General features: G+C 71.7%; 21 protein-coding genes and 3 tRNA genes. 5 read left to right on the top strand and 19 right to left on the bottom strand.

The window, feature by feature from the left end; translation table 11 throughout:
- Nucleotides 1–6 precede the first annotated feature (6 nt).
- Together I8D64_RS12010 and I8D64_RS12005 are read right to left on the bottom strand one after the other, a co-directional pair.
- Complete coding sequence (locus tag I8D64_RS12010; protein WP_343068561.1) at nt 7–1,233, bottom strand: amidohydrolase; 1,227 nt, start codon at nt 1,231–1,233, stop codon at nt 7–9.
- Nucleotides 1,234–1,289: 56 nt separating this feature from the next.
- Complete coding sequence (locus tag I8D64_RS12005; RefSeq protein WP_200503030.1) at nt 1,290–2,624, bottom strand: mannose-1-phosphate guanylyltransferase; 1,335 nt, start codon at nt 2,622–2,624, stop codon at nt 1,290–1,292.
- 192 nt (nt 2,625–2,816) lie between these two features.
- Here I8D64_RS12005 and sdhC point away from each other — a divergent pair, with 192 nt between their 5' ends.
- From sdhC to I8D64_RS11985, 4 genes are read left to right on the top strand one after another with little or no spacing between them, the layout of a single operon-like run.
- Complete coding sequence (gene sdhC / locus I8D64_RS12000; protein ID WP_152354434.1) at nt 2,817–3,197, top strand: succinate dehydrogenase, cytochrome b556 subunit; 381 nt, start codon at nt 2,817–2,819, stop codon at nt 3,195–3,197.
- A gap of 4 nt (nt 3,198–3,201) precedes the next feature.
- Nucleotides 3,202–3,651, top strand: coding sequence for a succinate dehydrogenase hydrophobic membrane anchor subunit (locus I8D64_RS11995; protein WP_200503029.1), 450 nt, complete (start codon nt 3,202–3,204; stop codon nt 3,649–3,651).
- 18 nt (nt 3,652–3,669) lie between these two features.
- The gene (gene sdhA / locus I8D64_RS11990; protein ID WP_200503028.1) at nt 3,670–5,442 is read left to right on the top strand and encodes a succinate dehydrogenase flavoprotein subunit; all 1,773 of its coding nucleotides are present in this window, start codon (nt 3,670–3,672) and stop codon (nt 5,440–5,442) included.
- Nucleotides 5,442–6,209 (top strand): succinate dehydrogenase iron-sulfur subunit, encoded by a 768-nt coding sequence (locus I8D64_RS11985; RefSeq protein WP_152354437.1) that lies wholly within the window; start codon nt 5,442–5,444, stop codon nt 6,207–6,209. The genes sdhA and I8D64_RS11985 overlap by 1 nt, the downstream gene beginning before the upstream one ends.
- Before the next feature lie 180 nt (nt 6,210–6,389).
- On the opposite strand, the gene I8D64_RS11980 is transcribed toward I8D64_RS11985, so the two are convergent.
- The 12 genes from I8D64_RS11980 to I8D64_RS11925 all read right to left on the bottom strand — a co-directional run bounded on the left by I8D64_RS11980 (nt 6,390) and on the right by I8D64_RS11925 (nt 15,347).
- Entirely contained in the window at nt 6,390–7,256 is an 867-nt protein-coding gene (locus tag I8D64_RS11980; RefSeq protein ID WP_200503027.1) for an exodeoxyribonuclease III, read from the bottom strand.
- A gap of 125 nt (nt 7,257–7,381) precedes the next feature.
- Nucleotides 7,382–8,923: a WXG100 family type VII secretion target gene (locus I8D64_RS11975; RefSeq protein WP_200503026.1), complete on the bottom strand. Its 1,542-nt coding sequence runs from the start codon at nt 8,921–8,923 to the stop codon at nt 7,382–7,384.
- Complete coding sequence (locus I8D64_RS11970; protein ID WP_200503025.1) at nt 8,920–9,732, bottom strand: hypothetical protein; 813 nt, start codon at nt 9,730–9,732, stop codon at nt 8,920–8,922. Before I8D64_RS11970 ends, I8D64_RS11975 begins: the two co-directional genes overlap by 4 nt.
- Nucleotides 9,733–9,952: 220 nt before the next feature.
- Nucleotides 9,953–10,852, bottom strand: coding sequence for a bifunctional methylenetetrahydrofolate dehydrogenase/methenyltetrahydrofolate cyclohydrolase (locus tag I8D64_RS11965; RefSeq protein WP_200503024.1), 900 nt, complete (start codon nt 10,850–10,852; stop codon nt 9,953–9,955).
- A gap of 128 nt (nt 10,853–10,980) precedes the next feature.
- Nucleotides 10,981–12,249, bottom strand: coding sequence for a serine hydroxymethyltransferase (gene glyA / locus I8D64_RS11960; RefSeq protein WP_249479180.1), 1,269 nt, complete (start codon nt 12,247–12,249; stop codon nt 10,981–10,983).
- 167 nt (nt 12,250–12,416) lie between these two features.
- Nucleotides 12,417–13,544 (bottom strand): UDP-N-acetylmuramate dehydrogenase, encoded by a 1,128-nt coding sequence (locus I8D64_RS11955; protein WP_200503022.1) that lies wholly within the window; start codon nt 13,542–13,544, stop codon nt 12,417–12,419.
- Nucleotides 13,541–14,101 carry a MaoC/PaaZ C-terminal domain-containing protein gene (locus I8D64_RS11950; protein WP_200503021.1) on the bottom strand — a complete coding sequence of 187 codons (561 nt, stop codon included), beginning with the start codon at nt 14,099–14,101 and terminating at the stop codon, nt 13,541–13,543. Before I8D64_RS11950 ends, I8D64_RS11955 begins: the two co-directional genes overlap by 4 nt.
- Nucleotides 14,102–14,118: 17 nt before the next feature.
- The gene (locus I8D64_RS11945; RefSeq protein ID WP_200503020.1) at nt 14,119–14,568 is read right to left on the bottom strand and encodes an FAS1-like dehydratase domain-containing protein; all 450 of its coding nucleotides are present in this window, start codon (nt 14,566–14,568) and stop codon (nt 14,119–14,121) included.
- Between the two features lie 146 nt (nt 14,569–14,714).
- The gene (gene rpmG, locus I8D64_RS11940) at nt 14,715–14,885 is read right to left on the bottom strand and encodes a 50S ribosomal protein L33 (protein ID WP_017823818.1); all 171 of its coding nucleotides are present in this window, start codon (nt 14,883–14,885) and stop codon (nt 14,715–14,717) included.
- Nucleotides 14,886–14,972: 87 nt separating this feature from the next.
- Nucleotides 14,973–15,049, bottom strand: a tRNA-Met gene (locus tag I8D64_RS11935).
- Between the two features lie 53 nt (nt 15,050–15,102).
- Nucleotides 15,103–15,175, bottom strand: a tRNA-Thr gene (locus I8D64_RS11930).
- A gap of 90 nt (nt 15,176–15,265) precedes the next feature.
- Nucleotides 15,266–15,347: transfer RNA gene (locus I8D64_RS11925), tRNA-Tyr, on the bottom strand.
- Nucleotides 15,348–15,518: 171 nt separating this feature from the next.
- On the opposite strand from I8D64_RS11925, the gene I8D64_RS11920 reads away from it, so the two are divergent.
- Nucleotides 15,519–16,007, top strand: coding sequence for a YajQ family cyclic di-GMP-binding protein (locus I8D64_RS11920; RefSeq protein ID WP_200503019.1), 489 nt, complete (start codon nt 15,519–15,521; stop codon nt 16,005–16,007).
- A gap of 156 nt (nt 16,008–16,163) precedes the next feature.
- Here the strand turns inward: I8D64_RS11920 and I8D64_RS11915 are convergent, their stop codons facing one another.
- The 5 genes from I8D64_RS11915 to I8D64_RS11895 all read right to left on the bottom strand — a co-directional run bounded on the left by I8D64_RS11915 (nt 16,164) and on the right by I8D64_RS11895 (nt 22,814).
- The gene (locus tag I8D64_RS11915) at nt 16,164–16,436 is read right to left on the bottom strand and encodes a WXG100 family type VII secretion target (protein WP_200503018.1); all 273 of its coding nucleotides are present in this window, start codon (nt 16,434–16,436) and stop codon (nt 16,164–16,166) included.
- Between the two features lie 105 nt (nt 16,437–16,541).
- On the bottom strand, nt 16,542–16,808 hold the full coding sequence (locus I8D64_RS11910; protein ID WP_200503017.1) for a WXG100 family type VII secretion target: 267 nt from the start codon (nt 16,806–16,808) through the stop codon (nt 16,542–16,544).
- 359 nt (nt 16,809–17,167) lie between these two features.
- Nucleotides 17,168–17,647 carry a hypothetical protein gene (locus I8D64_RS11905; RefSeq protein ID WP_200503016.1) on the bottom strand — a complete coding sequence of 160 codons (480 nt, stop codon included), beginning with the start codon at nt 17,645–17,647 and terminating at the stop codon, nt 17,168–17,170.
- Nucleotides 17,648–17,893: 246 nt separating this feature from the next.
- The gene (locus tag I8D64_RS11900; protein ID WP_239202091.1) at nt 17,894–18,160 is read right to left on the bottom strand and encodes a WXG100 family type VII secretion target; all 267 of its coding nucleotides are present in this window, start codon (nt 18,158–18,160) and stop codon (nt 17,894–17,896) included.
- A 187-nt stretch (nt 18,161–18,347) separates the two neighbouring features.
- Nucleotides 18,348–22,814 carry a type VII secretion EssC family protein gene (locus I8D64_RS11895; RefSeq protein ID WP_200503015.1) on the bottom strand — a complete coding sequence of 1,489 codons (4,467 nt, stop codon included), beginning with the start codon at nt 22,812–22,814 and terminating at the stop codon, nt 18,348–18,350.
- Between the last annotated feature and the right edge of the window lie 15 nt (nt 22,815–22,829).

Here is a 22,829-nt window from a genome sequence, read left to right as displayed (position 1 = left end):
GGGGTCTCAGGCGAGCGGCGCGTCCCGCAGCAGGCAGACGTGGGCGAGCACGTCCGCACCGATGGTGATCGCCCGCTCGTCGACCGTGAAGTCGCCCATGTGCAGGTCGTAGGTGCGCCCGCCCGGGGTGCGTGTCCCCAGGCGCGCGAGGGCGCCCGGCACCTTCTCGAGGTACCAGGCGAAGTCCTCCCCGCCGAGCGACTGGCGGGCGGTGTCGAGCTGGTCGCGGCCGCGCACGCGCACCACGGCCTCCTCGAGGAAGCGCACGCTGAGCGGGTCGTTGGAGACGGGCGGGACACCGCGATCGTGCTGGACGGTCACGGTCACGCCCCACATGCGGGCGATCTCGCCCAGGAGCTCCTCGAGCAGCTCCTCCGCGCGGTCCCAGGCATCGTGGTCGAGGCAGCGCAGGGTCCCCTCGAGGACGCCCGAGGAGGGGATCGCGTTGAACGCGGAGCCCGCGTGGATCGACCCCCAGGTGAGGTTCACGCCGCTGCGCGGGTCCATCCGCCGGCTGAAGGCCGCGGGCACCTGGGTGACGATCTGCCCGAGCGCGTAGATGAGGTCCTGGGTGAGGTGGGGCCGGGAGGTGTGGCCGCCGGCGCCGCGCACCTCGATGCGCACGGGATCGGTGGCCGAGGTGATGGGGCCGGGCTTGAGGCCCACGTGCCCGACGTCGACGCCCGGGTCGCAGTGCAGCGCGAAGATCGAGTCGATGCCGTCGACGACGCCCTCGCCGATGAGCTCGAGCGCGCCGCAGGGGTGGCGCTCCTCCGAGGGCTGGTAGACGAGGCGCACGGTGCGGCGAAGCGCGCCGGCGTCGGCGACCCTCACGAGGGCCATGGAGGCGCCGAGCACGGCGCTCATGTGGACGTCGTGGCCGCAGGCGTGGGAGACGCCCTCGACCTCGGAGCGGTAGTGCACGCTCGTGAGCTCCGGGATGCCCAGGGCGTCCATGTCCGCGCGCAGCGCGATCGGGGCGAGGTCGGGATCGGAGCCCGGGATGTCGCAGATGAGCCCGGTGCGGGGCATGCGCAGGGGCGAGAGTCCGAGGTCGCCGAGATGCGCGGCGATGACGTCGGTCGTCGCGTGCTCCTCGTGGCTCAGCTCGGGGTGGCGGTGCAGATGCCGCCGCACCTCCCGCAGCTCGTCACCGCGCTCGGCGAGGGTCCGACGGATCAGTCCGTCCTCCCCCAGCATCGTGCGCACCTGCTCCTCGACACCGCTGTCCACGACCTCATCCGCCCTTCCCCTCGTCCACTGCGCGTCGACCGCGCCGTCCGTCCGCCTCAGCGCAGATCCGCGAGGCCCTCGTCCTCGAGCCCGGCGACGAGCTCGGCGAGGTCGCGGGCACCGGAGTCGGCGGCGATCAGGAGCACGTCATCGGTCTCGACGACGCTCAGACCGTCCACGCCGACCAGTGCGATCGGACGCTGCGACGAACCGTACACCGTGGCGCGCGCGCCCCGATCGACCGTCCGGGCGCCGCCGACGACGACCACGTCGCGTCCGCCTTCGCCCTCTGGCCGGCGCAGCTGCCGGGCGAGCGCCGCGAAGTCGCCGACGTCGTCCCAGTCGAGGTCCGCGGGGACGACGGCGACCCTCCCCTGCGCGGCCAGCGGCTCGGCCAGCGCGTGGTCGATCGCGATGCTCGTGAGCGTCGGCCACACCTCCTCGAGGACCCTGTCCGCAGCCCGGTCGGCGACCTGGTCGCCATCCCGGTCGTCCGAGGGGTCGTCCGAGTGGTCACCCTGCTCGTCGCGGACCCACGCCTCCGCGATCCGGCGCACCCCTGCGGCGAGGGGCGGGATCTGCGCGGCGAGGGCGTCGAGCAGCTCGCGGGCGCCCGCGACGAAGATGCCCGCGTTCCAGAGGTGACGACCTCCGGCGAGATAGCGGGCCGCGCGCTCGGCGTCGGGCTTCTCGACGAAGCTCGCGACCCGCTGCGCGCCCGTGCCGGCGAGGGACGGGAGGGGCTGGGCGAGCGGTCCGCCGGCGTCCGGTGCCTCGTCGGCCCTCTCGATGTAGCCGAACCCCGTGGCGGCGCGGGTGGGCTCGATGCCGATGGTCACGAGGTACCCGCGGGCGGCGGCGGCGCGGGCCGCGGCGATCGCGCGGGTGAGCGCGGCCTCGTCACCCACCAGGTGATCGGCCGGGAAGGAGCCGATCACGGCGTCGGGGTCCTCGGCCTCGGCGAGAGCGGCGGCGAGGGCGATCGCGGGCATCGAGTTGCGCGGCGAGGGCTCGCGCAGGATGCGCGGACCCGTGTCGGAACCGTCCCCGACGGCCCCCTCCGCGCCGGCGGCCCGCGACCCGAGCTGCGCGGCGACGGCCTGCGCGTGCCGGGCACCGGTGACCACGATCGCGGGACGATCTGCCGAGGGCTCGACGCGGGCGAGAGCGGCCTGCAGCAGCGAACGCCCCTGCCGCAGCGGGTCGAGGAGGAACTTCGGGCGGTCGACGCGTGAGAGTGGCCACAGGCGCGTGCCCGCGCCCCCGGCGGGGACCACGGGGACGAAGGGACGCACAGGGACCGCCGTCCGCCCCTGGTCGTGTCCTGACACCTGGTCAGGAACCTCCCGGGGCGCTGTCAGCGGGTCGTCGTGGGATGCGGCGCTCGGCATGGCGCCCAGGGTATCCGGGGTGTCGGCCGTCCCCGTCGCGACCTGCGGCGGTGCTACTGTGGCAGAGCCCCACGCCGGGCACGATGAGGACGTCGTCGTGGTCACGGGCGCTGGCCCGTGGGCACCGAGGCCCCACCTGGACTGCGCAGGTCGGAGCCGCCCGGCACACACCAGTACAAGTCGGAGGAATCCGTGGCATCAGCAGAGGCCGGGACGCTCTATCGCGGCGGCGAGGGCATGTGGTCCTGGGTCGCGCACCGCATCTCGGGAATGCTCATCTTCCTGTTCCTGATCGTGCACGTCATGGACACCGCCCTGGTGCGCGTGTCCCCCGAGGCCTACAACGAGGTGATCGGGCACTACAAGACGATCGTGTTCGGGCTCGGAGAGATCGGCCTCGTGGCCGCGATCTGCTTCCACGCCCTCAACGGCATCCGGGTGATCCTCGTGGACTTCTGGTCCCAGGGCGCCCGCCGCCAGCGCGCCCTGTTCTGGGGCGTCGTCGTGGTGTGGGTGCTGCTCATGATCGGCTTCGTGCCCCGCCAGCTGGGCCACATGTTCGGATGGTGGTGACCTGATGACCGCGACCAAGATCCCCGAGCCCCGCACGCGCTACGCGCGCACCGGTCGGCGCGGCGTGAACGCCGAGATGCTCTCGTGGCTGTTCATGCGCTTCTCCGGCGCGATCCTCGTGATCCTCGTGTTCGGCCACCTGTTCGTGAACCTGTGGCTGGGCGAGGGCGTGCAGCGCATCGACTTCGCCTTCGTCTCGGGCAAGTGGGCCAACCCGTTCTGGCAGACGTGGGACCTGCTCATGCTGTGGCTGGGCATGGTCCACGGCGGCAACGGCGTGCGCACGATCATCAACGACTACGCGCGCTCCTCGACGCTGCGCCTGGTCCTGAAGGTCCTGCTGTATGTCGCCGTGGTCGTGACCGTCGTGCTCGGCACCCTGGTGATCTTCACCTTCTCGCCGTGCCCCGCGGGCGCCGACCCCTCGCTCCTGCCCTCCATCTGCTCCGAGTGATCCTGGAGACCCCCTGACATGCAGATCCACACCTACGACGTGGTCATCGTCGGCGCCGGCGGCGCGGGAATGCGCGCGGCCCTCGAGTCGGGCCCCCGCGCACGCACCGCCGTGATCACGAAGCTCTACCCCACCCGCTCTCACACCGGCGCCGCCCAGGGCGGCATGTGCGCCGCCCTCGCGAACGTCGAGGAGGACAACTGGGAGTGGCACACCTACGACACCGTCAAGGGCGGCGACTACCTGGTGGACCAGGACGCCGCCGAGGTCATGGCCAAGGAGGCCATCGACGCGGTGCTCGACCTCGAGAAGATGGGCCTGCCCTTCAACCGCACGCCCGAGGGACGCATCGACCAGCGCCGCTTCGGCGGTCACACCCGCGAGCACGGTGAGGCGCCCGTGCGCCGCTCCTGCTACGCGGCGGACCGCACGGGCCACATGATCCTGCAGACCCTCTACCAGAACTGCGTCAAGCAGCACGTGGAGTTCTTCAACGAGTACTACGCGCTGGACGTGCTGCTCACGGGTGATCCCCGGAACGACGAGAACGTCCGCGCCGCCGGCATCGTGGCCTACGAGCTCGCGACCGGCGAGATCCACATCTTCCGCGCCAAGTCGGTCGTGTTCGCGACCGGCGGCTTCGGCAAGATGTTCAAGACCACCTCGAACGCCCACACCCTCACGGGCGACGGCCCGGCGATGGCGCTGAACCGCGGCATCCCGCTCGAGGACATGGAGTTCTTCCAGTTCCATCCGACGGGCCTCGCGGGTCTGGGCATCCTGCTCTCCGAGGCGGCCCGCGGCGAGGGCGGCATCCTGCGCAACTCCAACATGGAGCGGTTCATGGAGACCTACGCGCCGACGCTGAAGGACCTCGCCCCCCGCGACGTCGTCGCCCGCGCGATGGCCAACGAGGTCCGCGAGGGCCGCGGCTGCGGCCCGAACAAGGACTACGTGCTGCTGGACCTCACGCACCTCGAGCCCGCGCACATCGACGCGAAGCTCCCGGACATCACCGAGTTCGCGCGCACCTACCTGGGCGTCGAGCCCTACACCGAGCCGGTGCCCGTCTTCCCGACGGCCCACTACGGCATGGGCGGCATCCCGACGAACATCATGGGCGAGGTGCTGCGCAACGAGCACGACGTGATCCCCGGGATGTACGCGGCCGGCGAGGTCGCCTGCGTCTCTGTGCACGGCGGCAACCGTCTGGGCACGAACTCGCTGCTGGACATCAACGTCTTCGGCAAGCGCGCGGGCGTCGCCGCCGCCGAGCACGCCCAGCAGGTCGAGCTCGCCGAGCTGCCCGAGGGCGTTGAGTCCCCCGTCGTCGAGCTGCTGCAGCGCCTGCGCGACCGTCCCGCCACCGAGGACCGCGTGGCCGACATCCGCAAGGACCTGCAGGAGACCATGGACGCCAACGTCCAGGTGTTCCGCACCGACGAGACCTGCCGCAAAGCACTGTCGGACATCACCGAGCTCAAGAAGCGCTACGAGACCGTGGCCGTGCAGGACAAGGGCCTGCGCTACAACCTCGACCTCCTCGAGGCCGTCGAGCTGGGCTTCCTGCTCGAGCTCGCGGAGGTCGTCGCCCTCGGCGCCCTCGAGCGCAAGGAGTCCCGCGGGGGCCACTTCCGCGAGGACTTCCCGACGCGCGACGACGTCAACTTCCTCACGCACACCATGGCCTACAAGACGCTCGACGGCGAGGGCCTGGAGGGCACGGACATCGTGCTCGGCACCAAGGAAGTCATCATCACCCGCTACGAGCCGAAGGAGCGCACGTTCTGATGACTGCTGTCGCAGAGAGGACCGACGCCGAGCCGCAGGCCCAGGAGATCCCCTCCTTCGAGGTCACGCTCAAGATCAACCGGTTCAACCCCGACGCCGAGGGCAAGCCCAAGCCCTACTGGCAGGAGTTCACCGTCACCATGCACGGCACCGACCGTGTCCTGGATGCCCTCCACGAGGTGAAGTGGCACCTGGACGGGTCGCTGACCTTCCGCCGCTCGTGCGCGCACGGCGTGTGCGGCTCCGATGCCATGCGCATCAACGGCCGCAACCGCCTGGCCTGCAAGACCCTGCTGAAGGACCTGGACATCTCCAAGCCCATCACGGTCGAGCCGATCAAGGGCCTCCCGGTCGAGAAGGACCTCATCGTCGACATGGAGCCCTTCTTCGACGCCTACCGCGAAGTCATGCCGTTCCTCGTGGCCGAGGGCCAGGAGCCCAGCCGTGAGCGCCTCCAGAGCGCCGAGCAGCGCGAGGTCTTCGACGACACCACCAAGTGCATCCTGTGCGCCGCGTGCACCTCGTCGTGCCCGATCTTCTGGACCGACGGCCAGTACTTCGGTCCGGCCGCGATCGTGAACGCGCACCGCTTCATCTTCGACTCGCGCGACGATGCGGGCGAGCAGCGCCTGGAGATCCTGAACTCCAAGGAGGGCGTGTGGCGCTGCCGCACCACCTTCAACTGCACCGAGGCGTGCCCCCGCGGCATCCAGATCACCAAGGCGATCGCCGAGGTCAAGCAGGCGGTCATCCGCGGCCGCGTCTGACCCCGCGGCCGCGTCGTAACCGTCGGCCCTCGGGCCGCCGCGCACCACGGAGAAGGGAGCGTTCCGTGCCATGGACCGGCGTCCATCGCACGGAACGCTCCCTTCTCCGCGTCCTGCCTGCGCTGCGGTCCGCCGGCCTCGGGGACCAGCGGCTCGGCGACCGGCGGCGGGGCCGGCCCGTCAGCTGAAGCTGATCACCAGCGGGGCGTGGTCGGACCAGCGGGTGTCGTAGCTCGGGGCCCGATCGACCTGCGCGCTGGTCGCCCGGGCGGCGAGGTCCGGATCGGCCAACTGGTAGTCGATCCTCCAGCCGGAGTCGTTGTCGAAGGCCTTCCCGCGCTGCGACCACCAGGTGTAGGGGCCGGGGCCCTCGCCGACGACGCGCCGCTGCACGTCGACCCATTCGGCGCCGTCACCGGTGCCGCCGCCTTCGGCCCGGACCGTCGGGCCGTCCGTGCCGACCAGGCGGTCGAGGTACGCGCGCTCCTCGGGCAGGAAGCCCGCGGACTTCAGGTTGCCCTTCCAGTTCTTGATGTCCCATTCGGTGTGGGCGATGTTCAGGTCGCCCGTGAGGACGACGTGCCGGCCGTCGGAGCGCAGGTCCGCGAGCCTCTGCATCATCACGTCGAGGAAGGCGTACTTGTCGGTCATCGTCTGCGGCTTCTCGGTGTTGCCCGAGTGCATGTAGCAGGAGATCACCGTGAGGGTGCGGCCGTCGCCGAGCGGGTCGGCGAGGTCGGCCTCGAGCCAACGGCCCGTGTGGGTGGGCTCGGTGAGACCGGGCAGCCCGGCGCGCACCCCGTCGAGGTCGATGCTGTCGAGCTCGGTGCGCGCGGCGATCGCGACGCCCGCGCGGCCCTTCAGCTCGGAGGGCAGGCCGACGATCCTCCAGCCCTCCCCCACGAGGTCGGCGAGCAGCTCCTCGGGAGCGCGCACCTCCTGCAGGGTGACGACGTCCGCGGGGGTCTCGGCGAGCCAGTCGCCCATGCCCTTGCGGGCCGCGGCGCGCAGTCCGTTCACGTTGACGGTGGCGAGTGTGAATGTCATGTCCGCCAGTATTCCAGCCGGGTCCGACGGACCGGGACGGCCGCGCCGCATCATCCGTCCGCCGCCACGGTCTCAGAGCGCCTCTCGGCTGCACCGACGCAGTGGGTGCGGCACGTCGGGCGCTCTCAGCGTCCCACGTCCACGACCGTGGTGCGACGCACGTCGTTGCGCGGATCGAGGTAGCGCTGCACGTCGGGACTCTTCTCGAACCGGGCCAGCGCGCCGTCGCGATGCTGCTTGGTCTCCGCGTACGCGTCGGCCGTGTACTGGTTCTGGTCGTGGTCGCTGAAGACGGCGTCGAAGCCGCTGGGCCCACCACCGGCCGCTCCGCTCGAGGGCGGGACGATCCAGTCGCGGGATCCGGGGAGGACGACCTCCTGGTGGTTGCTCCCGGGCCCGCTGCCGTCGGCGCGCAGTCCGCCCATGTCGAGCGTCGGCACGGGGTCTCCGCTCACGCCGATGCCGTCCGGCACCGGCACCCCGCCCGGCCCCGAGCTCACACCGGTGCTCAGCCCGCCGCCGTGGGCGATGTTCAGGCTCTGCGTTCCGGGCGGCAGGTCGAAGGACTCGACCGGCGACCCCTCCGAGACCAGAGTGGTGACGTTGTATCCGCCCGGCCCGTTGAAGCTCGGATCGGAGGCGAGCGCCGCATTGATGATGCCGCCCTGGGAGTGGCCGACCATCATCACGTCGGCGCCTGGTTCCACGCCGGCGGCGATCATGGCGTCGCGGACGTTCTGCATCGCCGCCGTGTCCTGCCCGGCCATCGCACGGACGTTGGCCGACCAGTCGCGGGAGTTGCCCTGGCCTCCCCATCCCATCGACGGATCTCCGATATCGGCCTCGGTGCCGGGGACGGTGACGATGTAGCGCTCGTGGCCATCGGGATCCACGACCGTCTTGACCTGGACCTTCCCGGTCTCCTCGCCCTCCGAGCTGTAGTTGCCGGAGACATCGTCCAGCAGTGCGGCCACGGAGTGTGGCGCCGCACCACCGTCCTGGACCTGCACGTCGTCGCCGCTGACCCGAGCTGCACCGCGATCGGAGAAGAACTGGTGGTCCTCACCCGTGGCGGCGTTCCACCCGACCCCCACGGCGGATGCGACCGGGAGCGCGAGCGACGAGGCGAGCTCGGACAGCGGTGGCATCCGCCCGCCGTCCACGACGTCCTTCAGCTCCTCGGCCAGGTGCGCGCCGTCGCCGATCAGCTGACTCACCGCGGGCGCCGTCGCGGAGATCCGGTCGAGGACCGGCGAGACCATGTCGCCGACCCCGTCCGCGAGCCCGTGCCCGATCCCCGACCCGATGTCCATCGCGCTCCCGGCGAGCCCCTCCAGACCGTCCAGCAGGCCGCCGCTCTCGGCATCGTCCGATCCTCCGCCGCTCCCCTCGTCACCGCCCGCCTGCGAAGCGCGCTCCTGTTCCTCGACCTGGTCGCGCAGGTCCCGCCCACAGGCATGCAGACGCTGCACGGCACGAGTGCCGGGAGTGGCGACGAGAGTGCGGAAGTCCTCTCGGAAGGCCTCCGCGTCGGGTCCGGCCCAGTCGACGCTGTCGACGGATGCGGCGAGCGCGCTCAGCAGCTGCTCGAGTCGTTCGGCAGCCTGCGCGTCCCGCCCCGCGAGCGCCTCGACAGCGCCCGTGTCCATGCCCTGGAATCCGCTCATCGCCGACTCCCGTCCCCCGCCGCCGTGCCCGCTCCGAGTCCGGCCCGCTCGCGCTCGAGGGCGCCGAGCATGTGGAACGCGGCCGCGGTGCGCGTGGTCAGCTCGTAGGCGATGTCGCCGGGGACGACGCGCCGAAGTGCCATCTCCTGGGACCCAGTGCGCACGCGCAGCGCGTGGAGGGCGCGCTCTCCGAGCACCCAGAGCCCGTTCCAGCCGGTCACGAGCTCACTGCGGGAGGCATCGCGGACGTGGAGGGCGGCCGTCAGCCGGACGCGCTCGTGGCAGAGCGCGTCGACGAGATCGTCGTCTCCGCCGACTCCGCGCACGTCCGGTTCGTCCGGGTGGAGCGGCGCCGCCCGGGCGAGCATCTCCAGCTGCTCGGGTGTGAGCTCGTGCCACGGCCGGGTCGGGTCGGCGATCCGCGGGGCGGCTCGCAGCTCGGGGGCATCGGGCATGCCTGCGAGCATCCCCGCGAGCATGTGGTCCCCGGTGCGCACGCGCAGGTGCAGCGTCGGTCCCGGTCGATCGTCGTGCTCCTCGTGGAGGCAGCTGATCGCCACGCCCGGGGCCAGAGCGATCCGGGAGTGGAGCGTGCGGGCCCCGTCGACCGCGGTCGTCCGCAGCATCACGCGCGCGGTGCGGACGAGCTCGAGCAGCTCCTCGGCGGAAGCATCCAGCAGCGTCTGCACCTCGGTGCTCGCATCGGTGCCGGCATCGATGCTCGCATCGCCGCGCAGCGTCCGCGGCCATGCAGGGGTCTCGGGCCCGACACTGCGAGCGGGAGTCCCCAGGACAGCTCCCTCGGCCATGGCGCCTCCCTCCCGCCCGTCGCGGCGACGGGCCTCGCTCCCACACTAGGAACGACGAGCGGGGGGGGGGGGGGGGGGGGGGGGGCCCACCCCCCCCCCCCCCCCCCCCGGGGGGGGGCGGCGGGGCGCGGGGGCGGGGGCGCCCCCCGCCGCCCCCCCCCCCCCCCCCCCCCCCCCCCCCGCTCGCACGTGCTTCGCGTCGCCGCCGCGATGCGGCCTCTCAAGCGCCCGGCGCGATCCCCGCAGCACGCTCGGCCGCCTCGACCACGTTGGTCATCAGCAGGGCGACGGTCATCGGCCCGACCCCGCCGGGGTTCGGCGAGAGATGCCCCGCGACCTCGACGACATCGGGGGCGACGTCGCCGTACACCCTGTACTTCCCGGTCTCGGGGATCTTCTCCCCGCGGGTGACGCCCACGTCGAGGACCGCCGCGCCGGGCTTGACATCCTCGGCGCGCACGAGGTGCTTGACGCCCGCGGCGGCGACGATGACGTCGGCCCGACGCAGGTGGGAGGAGAGGTCCGTGGTCCCCGTATGGGTGAGGGTGACGGTCGCGTTGATCGCGCGGCGGGTGAGGATCAGCCCGATCGAGCGTCCGATGGTCACGCCGCGGCCCACGACCACCACGTCCTTGCCCTTGAGGTCCACGTCGTGGCGCAGCAGGAGCTCGATCGCGGCGCGCGGCGTGCAGGGCAGCGGCGAGGTGATGGGCGCGTTGACGTTGAGCACCAGACGCCCCAGGTTCGTGGGGTGCAGGCCGTCGGCATCCTTGTCGGGGTCGATGCGCTCCAGGATCGCGTCGGTGTCGAGATGGTCGGGAAGCGGCAGCTGCACGATGAAGCCGTGGCACTCGGGGTCCGCGTTCAGGCGGTCCACGACCTGCTCGACCTCCTCCTGCGTGGCGCTCGCGGGAAGCTCGATCTGGATCGAGTTCATGCCGATCGCCTCGGAGCGGCGGTGCTTCATGCCGACGTAGAGCTTCGACCCCGGGTCATCGCCCACCAGCACGGTCGCGATCCCCGGGGTGACGCCCCGCTCCCTGAGCGCGGCCACCCGCTCGGCGAGCTCCTGGGTGATCTCCTTGGCCGTGGCGCGGCCGTCGAGCGTCTGTGCGGTCATGCGGACTCCTCGCTGCATGCACGGCGGCATGCGGGGCGGCACGCGGAGGTGCGTGCGGTGGCTGCTGGTGTGCGGGGCGGGGATCACGGGGCCGCCCGCGGCATCTGCCCGCGGACGGCCCCGTGGTCTCAGTACTGCTGCAGCCCCGCGTACAGGGGCTTCTTCTCGGTGAGCGCGCGGGTGCGGGCGCGCAGCGCCTCGACGTCGGGCGCGTCCTGGAGTGCCAGGGCGATGACGTCGGCGATCTCGGTGAACTCGTCCTTGCCGAAGCCGCGGGTGGCGAGCGCCGGGGTGCCGATGCGCAGGCCGGAGGTCACGCGCGGCGGGCGCGGGTCGTTCGGGACCGCGTTGCGGTTCACCGTGATGCCGACCTCGTGGAGGCGGTCCTCGGCCTGCTGGCCGTCGAGCTGGGAGTCGACGAGGTCCACGAGCACGAGGTGCACGTCGGTGCCGCCGGAGAGCACCTTGACGCCCGCCGCCGCGGCGTCGGCCGCCTGCAGACGATCCGCGAGGATCTGCGCGCCCTCGAGGGTGCGGCGCTGGCGGTCCACGAAGTCCTCGCCCGCGGCGATCTTGAGGGCGACGGCCTTCGCGGCGATCACGTGCATGAGCGGGCCGCCCTGCTGGCCGGGGAACACGGCCGAGTCGATCTTCTTCGCCCAGTCCTGGGTCGAGAGGATCATGCCGGAGCGGGGGCCGCCGATCGTCTTGTGGATCGTGGTCGAGGTGACGTCGGCGAAGGGCACGGGGCTCGGGTGCAGGTCGGCGGCGACCAGGCCCGCGAAGTGGGCCATGTCCACCCACAGCGACGCCCCGACCTCGTCCGCGATCGAGCGGAAGGCCTCGAAGTCCAGGTGGCGGGGGTAGGCCGACCAGCCGGCGCAGATCACCTTGGGGTGGGTCTCCAGGGCGAGTTCGCGCACCTTGTCCATGTCGATGCGGCCCGTGGCGGGGTCCAGCTCGTAGGCGGCGATGTCGTAGAGGCGACCGGAGAAGTTGATCTTCATGCCGTGCGTGAGGTGGCCGCCGTGGGCGAGGGAGAGTCCCATCAGCGTGTCGCCCGCACGCGCGAGGGCGTGCATGACCGCGGCGTTCGCGGTGGCGCCGGAGTGGGGCTGGACGTTCGCGTGGTCGGCGCCGAACAGGCTCTTGGCGCGCTCGATCGCGATCTCCTCGGCGACGTCGACCTCCTCGCAGCCGCCGTAGTAGCGGCGACCCGGGTAGCCCTCGGCGTACTTGTTGGTGAGCACCGAGCCCTGCGCCTGGAGCACGGCGCGGGGGACGAAGTTCTCCGAGGCGATCATCTCGAGCGTGCCGCGCTGGCGGTCGAGCTCCCGGTCCAGGACCCGCGCGATGTCGGGGTCGAGGTCGGCGATGGACTGGTCGAGGACGTTCACTGGGCCTCCTGGGCGGTGTCGCACGCGGGGATCGGCGACGGGTCGTGGACGGGTGCCGGGGTGCGGGGCCGGCCGTCGGGCGACGCGGGACCGCGCGTCCATCCTAGGCGCGCGCGGCCCCGGGACGCGGCGGATGTCCACTGCGGCCGCGGAGGCCCGGGGCGTTCTCAGATGTCCAGTCCCCAGCGGACGGGCTCGGGCTCGAGCCGCACCCCGAAGGCGTCCTCGACGCCGTCGCGCACGGCGCGGGCGAGGTCGGCGATGTCCGTCGCACGGGCGTCGCCCCGGTTGGTCAGGGCCAGCGAATGCTTGGTGGACAGGCTCGCCCGGGGGCCGACGGAGAAGCCGCGATCGAACCCGGCGTGGCTGATCAGCCACGCGGCGCTCGACTTCACGCGGTCGCCCTCCGCGGGGAAGCGCGGCGCGTCCTCGGGGAGGGTCGCCGCCTGCTCCGGCGCGAGGAGGGGGTTCGTGAAGAAGCTGCCGGCGCTCCAGGTGTCGTGGTCGGCGGCGTCCAGGACCATGCCCTTCGAGGCGCGGATCGCGAGGACCGCCTCGCGCACGCGTGCCATCGGCACCCGGTCCCCCGCCTCGACGCCCAGGTGCTGGGCGAGCTGGCCGTAGCGGATCGGCTCGGACATCTCCCCCACCCGGTGCTGGAAGCTCACCGAGAGCACCACGTACCGGCCGGTCGGGGACGCGACCGGGCCGCCGTACGGGGTGCGCTTGAAGACGGAGGTGCGGTAGCCGAATCCGCAGTCGGCCGCGTAGAAGGTGCGCACCCTGCGGTCCTCGCGGTCCCAGGTCCGCACCCGGGTGATCGTGTCGGCGACCTCTTGGCCGTAGGCGCCGACGTTCTGGATGGGGGTGGCGCCCACGCAGCCGGGGATCCCCGAGAGCGCCTCGATGCCGATCATGCCGCGGGCGACGGCGTAGGCGACCGCCCGATCCCAGGACACTCCCGCGAAGTGCTCGGCGAGGGCTCCGCCGCAGCTCGGCTCGAGAGGGCTGAGGTCCGCAGGGTCGGCGGGCGTCGTGTCCGGTTCGCCCGACGGGACGATGTCGCAGGTCGCGTCGAGGACCGGCGGCTGCTCGGGATCGCGCAGGAGCACCACGGTGCCGTCGAAGGGCTCGTCCGAGGGCAGGAAGTTCGAGCCGCCGCCGAGCACGAGCAGGGTCTCCCCCGCGTCGTCCGCGGTGCGGACCGCGTCGATGACCTCCTGGTCGGTGCGGGCCTCGACGAGTGTGCGGATGCGCCCGCCCACGCGCAGCGTGGTGAGCTCGGAGAGGTTCACGCCGTCGGCTCCGAAGGGGCAGCCGCGGTCCCGCCGTCCGCCGAGCGCGGTGCCAGGGCGACGGTCGCCCGGGCGCGGCCGAGCACCTTCGCGCCGCCGGCCTCGGCGGTCACGTCGAGCTCCGCCGTGCCGGCCTCCGCGTCGACCCCGCGCACGGTGACGACGACGCTCAGCGTGGTCGACTCGAGCGCGGGCACCTCGACGGGCTTGGTGAAGCGCGTCGCGCACGCGCGCACGGCCGTGGGGTCGCCGACGACGTCCAGCACGGCGCTCATCGCCGTGCCCATCGTCAGCATGCCGTGGGCGATGACCCCGGGGAGCCCCACCTTCGTCGCGAAGGCGTCGTTGTAGTGGATGGGGTTGAAGTCGCCCGAGGCGCCCGCGTAGCGCGCCAGGGTGTCGCGGGAGATCGGGTACTCGCGCCGCGCGAGCTCCTGCCCCTTGGCGAGGTCATCGAGGCACAGCGCGGGTCCGGCGGCGCCCTCGCTCGGGGCGCTGGTACTGCTCGCGGTACTGGGGTTGCTGGAGGTGCCGGGGGTGCTGGTGGTGCTGGTCATGGCGTTCCTTCCTGCGCTCACTCGCCGCGCACGACGATGACGGAGCGGACGGCGGCGACGGCGCTGCCGTCCTCGTCGGCCACGTCCACACGGGTGGTGATCATGGAGTGCCCGCCCGCGGCGCGGACCGACTCGACGGTGAGGGTGGGGATCAGACGGTCGCCCGCGACGACGGGGCGGTGCAGCTCGAAGCCCTCCTCGCCGTGGACGACGCGCGAGAAGTCGATGCCCGCCTCGGGGTCCTCGATGTAGGCGGCCTCGACGGACTGCGCCAGGGAGACCAGGAAGGTCGGCGTCGCCACGACGCCTGCGTATCCCGCGGCGCGGGCGGCGGCGTCATCGGTGTGCACCGGGTCGGTGGCGCCCGTGGCCCGCGCGAACTCCGCGATCTTCGCGCCGGAGACGACGTGGACGGGGCCGCTGGGGTAGGTGCGGCCGGCGAAGGCCGGATCCGGCGTGGATGTCATCGATGCACTCCTGGAAGGACGGGCGGGGCGGACGGGAACTGCGGAACCATCCTGCCACTGTCCCGCATCCTCCCCCGGACATGACGAGAGCCACCCGGCAGCGCCGGGTGGCTCTCGTCGTGAAGCGTGCGTCGCACGCGGACCGCTCAGCGGGTCTCGCGGTGCGCGGTCTGCTTGCCGCAAGTGGGGCAGAACTTCGACAGCTCGAGACGGTCGGGGGTGTTCCGACGGTTCTTCTTGGTGATGTAGTTCCGCGCCTTGCACTCGGTGCAGGCCATGGTGATCTTGGGACGCACGTCCGAGCTCTTGCTCGCCATGGTTCGCCTCTTTCTCCAAGGCGCGTCTGCCGCGCCACGTGGTCCCCGCGATGGGGGCTGCGTTCGTGCACTCCGGCGGGGCCGGCGTGGTACCGAGGGCGGGGATCGAACCCGCGACCTCACGATTATGAGTCGTGCGCTCTGACCGTCTGAGCTACCCCGGCGCGATCGATGGAACGGCCCGATCTCATCCGAGACCGGGCCGACCATCCATCAGAGCCCTGAAAGGGAATCGAACCCTTGACCTTCTCCTTACCATGGAGATGCTCTGCCGACTGAGCTATCAGGGCAAGCCCCGAGAACTTTACCGGCGGCCCGCTCGGCGAGCAAACCGCTGGTGGAACTCGGTGCCTAGAATCACACGGTGGTGATCCTCGGCGTGGCAGGTGAGGGATTCGAACCCCCGAAGGCAATGCCAGCTGATTTACAGTCAGATCCCTTTGGCCGCTTGGGTAACCTGCCGAGTCCGATCCATGCGCGGCAGGCCTCTCGACCTCGTCCGCTCGTGGACCTCGACTAGCATACTGGGCGCGCAGGAGCGGGGCCAACCAGAAGGGGCCTCACCGCGCATGACGCTCCTCACAGCGTTCTGACCAGCAGTTTCATCGACCCATCCCCGCAGGAGGACAGCAGATGGCCGATTCGTCGTTCGACATCGTCAGCAAGCTCGATCGCCAGGAGGTGGACAACGCCGTCAACCAGGCGGCGAAGGAGGTCTCCCAGCGCTACGACTTCCGCGGCACCGACGCCTCGGTGACGCTCAGCGGGGAGCAGATCGTCATGACCGCCAACGCCGACGAGCGCGTGCGCGCGGTGCTGGACGTCCTGCAGACCAAGCTGCTGCGGCGCGGCCTCTCCCTGAAGAGCATCGAGGTGGGCGAGCCCGTCCAGTCCGGGAAGACCGTGCGTCTGGTCGCCGACCTCAAGGAGGGCATCAGCTCGGAGCAGGCCAAGAAGATCTCCAAGATCATCCGCGACGAGGGCCCCAAGGGCGTGAAGGCGCAGATCCAGGGCGACGAGCTGCGGGTCTCCTCGAAGAAGCGCGACGACCTGCAGGCCGTCATCGCCCTGCTGAAGAGCGAGGACCTCGAGGTCGCGCTGCAGTTCGTCAACTACCGCTGACATCCGAGGGAAGGGCTCGCGGGCCCGGGCGCGGCGGCCGCGCCCGACGTCCCGTCCGCGCGTGCACGAGGACCCCCGGTCATCCGACCGGGGGTCCTCGTGGTCTCCGTGGAGGGTGAGGGGCTGCGATGCCCGTGCTCACCTGCTCCCGGCGGCTCAGGCGTTCGAGTTCGAGGTCTGATCCTGCTCGTCGGCCTGGTCCGAGAGGCTGTCGCCGTGGGACTTGAACAGGTCCGCGACGCTCGAGACGTCGCTCGACTGGAAGCTGCGCCAGTCGTCCTTGAAGGTGTCCGCGTCGGGTCCCTTCCACTCGATGCCCTGGACGGTCCCGTCGAGGTCGGCGAAGGCCTGCTTGATCTTCTCGCCCGCCTGGGTCACGTCCTTGGCGACATCGCGTGCCTGCTCCGGATCCATTCCCTTGAAAGACATGTTTCTCCCCTGTTCCCGGCCGCTCTCACGGCCCGTGCTCTGTGCTGGATTCTGTGATGGGTGATGTGCTGGGAGCGCGCCGGGCGCTCATGCCGATCGCCGGGATCAGCGCGACGACGCCGTCGTCTGCTCCTTGGCGTTCTTCTCGGCCGACTCCGCGAAGTCATCGGCCTTCTGCTTGAGCTGCTTCACCTTGTCCGCGAGATCCTCGAACTCCGAGACGTAGTCGTCGTGGTCCTCACCGGTCCAGTCGAGCTCGTCGACCTTGCCCTTGACGTCGTCGAAGGCCGCCTGTGCGTCCTCGCCCGCATCACGGATGCTCTGCGCCATCTGCTTGACGGCCTCAGGATCCATACCCTTCTTCTCAGCCATGTCCACTCCTCGTGTCGCTGTGTTCTTCGGTCGCACCGCGGAGAGTCGATGAGGCGGCCGATCCCGTTCCGTTCATCCCTGTTCTCCAGGTGATGTGACAACCGTATGCAGGCCCTCACGGATTGGCGATGGGGAGAAGTACCCATGCCCGTCCCGCACCCTCTTCCGACGGCCTGCCCTGCCCTCGTTGCAGGTCATAGGGCACTTTCGCGCTTCCTCCCCATGTGGCGGCCGTCCACAACGGTCCCCCGCGCGTCCCTCCTGGGGCCTCCGCCGCCCCGTCGGCGCAGGTCCGCCGACTCGTCGGCGGAGGTCCGTCGGCCCACGGGCGCGGGACCGTCGGCGGATCGGCGGCCGGCTCAGACGACCGGTCGCACGGAGTCCTGGATCCGGCGCAGCACGGAGATCTGGGCATCGGCATCCTCGGCGCCGCAGCTCGCGACGACCTCGAGGATGTCGGAGGCGTGGGCCGAGCGCGGCACCATCGTGTACCGCGCCGCCTGGACGACCGTGCGCTGACCGGGCTGGGTGTAGCCGTACTCGCTCGCGAGCCAGGGGACCCCGTCGATCTCGAGCTCGCCCGTGTCGATCTCCTCGAGCTGCGGGAGCGCCGCCTTGCGCGCCTCGAGGCTCTCGCGCACGCTCTGCATGGGCGTCGCGGCCGGGCAGCGCTGCACGGTGAGCACCACATTGGCGCGGAAGCTGCCCTCGCGGCGCGGTGCGGCGACGGCCATCTGCACGCCGGGGACCGAGAGGGTCTCCCAGTCGTCCGGGACCTCGAGACGGAAGCCGACCGGCGGAGGGAACTCCTCGCTGGGATAGGAGATCTGCACCGTCATTGCCGCTCCGTCCGTCCGTGCCGGGAAGATCCCGGCGAATCTATCAGGGCCCCTCGCGGTGCAGACCCGGGTGCGGACTCCCTGTCGGGAACGGGCGCCTCGCCCCGTCGGCCGCACGCGAGCGGCGCAGGACGCATGAGCGGGCCCGGACCCCGGACGGCTGCTGTCCTGGTGGTCCGGGCCCGCTCACGCGTCCCGTCGGCGCCGACCGCAGGGCCGAGTGCTGTCGAGCACCATCGCCGCGCGTCAGTGCGAGGAGACGGTCGTCTGCTCGCTCGCGTTGGACTCGGCGGTGGCCCCGAGCTGCTCGACCGCGGTCTGGATGTTCTTGAGCGCCGGCACCATCTCGGACTCCCAGCTGCCGCGGAAGTCATCGGCGTCGGGGCCGGTCCAGTCGACCTCCTCGAGACCGGTGGTGAGGTCGCTCTGCATGGTGGTGATGTCCTCGGCCGCGCTGTTCAGCTGCTTGGCCATCTTCAGCACCTGGTCGACGTCCATGCCCTTCTCGGTCATGGCTCCTCCTCCTCGTGTTCTGGGGCCTCCCGGACCCTCCGGTCACCGCGGCAGGGCCTGTCTGCGCCCCACCGGGTCCGACGGTGGTCCGCCGTGCTCCTGCGGCCACTGTAGGGAGTGCCCGGCGGATCCGACATGGGGACAAGTACCCATGTGGACGACGCCCCTCTGGGGAGGACCCGCTCCCTCACTCCGTGATCTGGGCGACCTGGAGCTTCGAGGCGCGGCCCGAGCCGACGAGGAACCCGCGTCCCGGCGGGAAGTCGGCGCGGCGGAAGCGGCCCAGCGGGGTGCCCAGCAGCGAATCCCCGTCCATGTCCGAGGGCTGGAGCAGGAGTCCGCGCCGCCCGGCCTTGAAGGGCTGGGCGAGGGTGTACGCCTGGTTCCAGGTCGAGTTCTCGTTCTCTCCGATCACGAACTGGCCCTCGCGCACGCACGAGCGCACCAGAGCGTCGAGGTCCTTCTCCGTGCCGCTGCCGGTGAAGTCGGCGATCCCGTCGAGGATCAGCGTGAGGCGCCCCTCCCCCAGGTTCCCCGACTCGAGCGTCTGGCGCAGCTGTCCGGCGAGCTCCTTGACCGTCTCGGCGTCCGAGGCCTCGACGTCCCACAGGTCCAGGCCGGTCAGCGGAGTGCGGCGCGCGGAGAACCGCACCAGGCGCATGCCCTGCGGGAGCGCCCTGAGGCTCATGGCGATCGTGCGCACCGCCGTGGTGCGGCCGGAGCTGCCGGGCCCGGTGACCATGAAGGCGCCGCGCGGCTCGATCGTGATCTCCTCGAGGTCCTCGTCTCCGACGCCGATCACCGGCCGACCGTCCACCACGGGCCGCAGGCGCGAGAGCTCCACCCGCTCCGGGAGGGAGTCGACGCCGGGCGCGGGGTCGACGCCCGCGCGCCGCATGGCCTTCGCGAGCTCGCCGACCTCCCGCGCCTGGATCGCGACGTTCGCGTCGCCGCCGTGCACGGCGATCTGGGCCTCGTGGCCGTCGAGGATCGCGCGTCCCGGCGGGGAGGCGCCGTCGAGCACGTCCCTGGGCACGCCGAAGTTCATGTAGTCGTCGATCGAGGCCATGCGGTGGATCAGCCGGCGCTGGATCGAGGACCCCAGGGAGGTCGGCACGGCGTTCGGACGATCACCCGTCACGATCACGTGGATGCCCACCTGACGACCGTCGGTCGCGATCTGCACGAAGGTCGTGAACCACTTGGAGAGGTTCGAGAAGTCGTAGGCCTCACGGAAAGCGGCCATGCCGTCGACCAGGAGCAGGATGCGCGGCGCCTCGGAGTCCCCGGACAGCTCCCGGTACTCGGCGATCGAGCCGGCGCGCACCGCGGCGAACTTCTTCGCGCGCTCGTCGATCAGGCCGCGCACGGTGCGCAGCAGCCGGATCACGCGCTCCTCGTCGTCGCCCGAGATGATCGCGCCCACGTGCGGGAGCTCCTCGAGCATCTGCAGGCCGGAGGCTCCGAAGTCGATCCCGTAGACGTGCACGGGGCCGCCCCGGGCCGTCGCGCTCGCCGCCGAGATCGCGATCGTGCGCAGGGTCGTCGACTTGCCCGAGCCGCCCGTGCCGTAGATCGCCATGTTGCCGTCGCGGTCGGGCACGTAGGAGACCGTGGGCTGGGCCTGGTCCTCCGGGGTGTCCATGACCCCCAGCAGGAGGTCCTCGTCGGTGCGGCGGCTGGGCAGCAAGGAGAGGTCGTAGGCGGGGGCGAGCTCGGACAGCCACGGCTTGCGGGGCTCGGGGACCCCGGCATCGTCGGCGGCGCGTCCGATCGTGCGCACCATGCGGGAGATGTCGTTGGGGCCCAGCTCGCTGCGCGCGGGGGACGGCGGCCTCGGGACGTCCCAGATGTCGCCGGTGCCGAACTCCCGCTCGACAATGTCGATGCGCGCGCGCTCGGGCTCGTCGGTCGTCCATCCGCCCGCGTAGCCGGTCTGGAAGGTCGCGATGCGGCCCGGGCCGGTCTTCGCGGCGGCGCGACCGGGGATTCCGGGATCGAAATGGGCGGCCATGGCGTCGCCCAGGATGTCCTTCGAGTCCGCCTCGTCGGCCATCCGCAGTGCGATGCGCAGGTTCGTGTTCGCGCGCAGGTTGTCCTTGATGACGCCCGCCGGGCGCTGGGTCGCGAGGATCAGATGCAGGCCGAGGGAGCGGCCGCGGGCGGCGACGTCCACGACCCCGTCGACGAACTCCGGGACCTCCTTCGCGAGGGCGGCGAACTCGTCGACGATGATGATCAGGCTCGGGGGCGCCTCGGGGTCGCCGGTGCGCTCGAGGGACACGAGGTCCTTGGCCTTCTTGCGGTTCAGCAGGTGCTCGCGATGGTGCAGCTCGGCGCGCAGGGAGGTCAGCGCGCGGCGCACCAGGTGCGGGGACAGATCGGTGACCATGCCCACGGCGTGCGGGAGCTCGATGCAGTCGGCGAAGGCTGAGCCGCCCTTGTAGTCGACGAACAGGAAGGTCACCCGGTCGGGCGAGTGGGCGGTCGCCATGCCCATCACCCAGGCCTGGAGGAACTCGGACTTGCCGGCGCCCGTCGTGCCGCCGACCAGGGCGTGCGGGCCGTGGGTGCGCAGGTCGAGGTGGTAGGCGTCCTGGCCGTCGTGGCCGATGAGGCCCCGCAGGTTCGCGTCGTGCTTGCGCGGGACCGGCGGCGACCCGTCGCGCGGGGTCAGCGAGCCGGTCTCCTTCCAGTGCTCGATGACCGCGCCGGGCTCCTCGGCGAGCTCTGTCCCGGCCAGGGTGAGGTAGGAGATGGCGCGCGGGAGGTCGGAGTCGTCGTCCACAGGGACGCCCGCGTCGACCACCGGGGAGAGGTGCCGGGCCACGCCCGCGGCGACGTCGAGGCCGACGGTCTCCACGCTCACGGGGTAGTAGCGCTCGCCGCGGCGCACGATGCCGGCGTTCGCCCCGTCCACGCCGTCCTCGCTCGAGAGGTAGGTGCGGCAGGCGGCGGGCAGGGCCGCGACCGTCGCCGCGCTCCAGATCACGAAGACGCCCACGTCGGGTCCGCGCTCGGCGATGCGCACCAGGCGGGCGCGGTCCACGGGGGCGTCGTCCTCGACGACGAGCACGAGGTTCGGGGTGACCGGGTCGGGAGCGGGCACGGGATCGGCGGAGACGGGGGCGCGCACCGCGCGGCGCAGCTGAGACGGCGCACCCTCGGAGCGCTCCTCGATGAGCTCCTCGATGCGCGAGACCAGGGAGATGCCGCTGAGCGCACTGTCGGCCAGATGGTCCCCGCCCAGCGGCGAATGGGGGCTCGAGGTATGCGGGAGCCACTTCAGCCAGTCCCACAGGGCCCGCGAGGAGCGCGAGGTGATCGCGGCGATCGCGAGGTCCGTGGGCGAGTGCAGGGCGAACAGCTGGGTGACCAGGCCGCGGGCAACGGCGTCGGCCTGCTCCCCTCCCCCGGCGACGCCTATCCCGCCGGACTCCCGCAGGTCGCCGACGATCGGCACTCCCGCGATCATCCTGTACTCCTCGTGCATGTCGTCGAGCTGATCCCAGTACTGGGCGATCGCGTTGTTCTCACCGGGCATCGGGATGCCGACGCGGGACTCCGCGACGCCGAGGCCCAGGCGCACCGTCGTGAAGGCCTCGTGCTCGGGCCGATGGGTCCACAGCAGGCGGCCGAGCCGGTAGGCGGAGTCCACCGCGTCCGCCGTGGAGGGGGTCTCCACGAGCCGGACCGCGCGCTCCAGGTCCTGGGCGGCGGTGACGCGGCGCTTGAGGGACGCCAGGGACTCCTCGAAGTTCTTGATCTGCCGCTCGAGCTGCTTGCGCGACTGGTACTTGCGGTTGAGGTACCCGGCGGTGGCCATCATCGGCATCATCAGCACGAAGATCAGCGAGTAGGGGCTGCGCGTGACCGCGAACATGAGCCCGCCCATCAGCAGCGGCGCGAACATCATGAAGATCGGGAAGAACTGCGGCTGGGGCTCGCGCGGCGGCTGCGGCGGGGTCATCTCGCGGTACTCGAAGCGCGGCACCACGCGCGGGGAGCGGTTGAACTCGACGACCGGGGAGTTCGGGGCGCTGCCGCCCGCGCGGTGCAGCATGATCACCGAGAAGGTGGTGCCGCCCACCTCGACCGTGTCGGCGGGGCCCACGACGGCGCGCCCCACGCGCTCCCCGCCGATCTCCACGCCGTTGGCCGAGCGCAGGTCCACGATCTCCACGGCGTCGGCGACGTTGATGCGGGCATGGCGCTTGGACAGCATCGGGTCGGCGATGCGGATGTCCACGTCGCCCTCGCGACCGATCACGCTCGAGCCGCTGGGCAGGGGGAACTCGCGTCCCTCCTCGGGGCCCGAGAGCACGCGCAGCAGGGCGACGTCGGCGCCGCGCGACTCGGCGCGCGTGGCGTACTCGGTGGAGGAGCGGGCGATGGAGACCACGGAGCCGGAGCGCAGGCCGGCGGAGATCAGGTCGATGCCGCGGTCCAGGGAGCGCACGCCGGCCGCGCCGGGGCCCGCCCCGGCGTCCTGCACCTGCAGGGTCAGCCCCTCGGGAGCCTCGGCGGCGCCGCGCAGCGGATCGCCCAGGTAGAGGGCGCCGGCGACGTCGGCGACGGTGGCCGTGGCGTCGGCGGTGACCTCGAGGTCCGTCATCCGGTCCTCGGGTCGACGCAGCGTGAGCTTGATGCGCATGCGGTGGTGTCCTCG

The organism is Brachybacterium halotolerans, from assembly GCF_016623465.1.
Classification (GTDB): Bacteria; Actinomycetota; Actinomycetes; order Actinomycetales; family Dermabacteraceae; genus Brachybacterium; species Brachybacterium halotolerans.
This window is presented reverse-complemented; position numbering and strand designations above follow the sequence as displayed.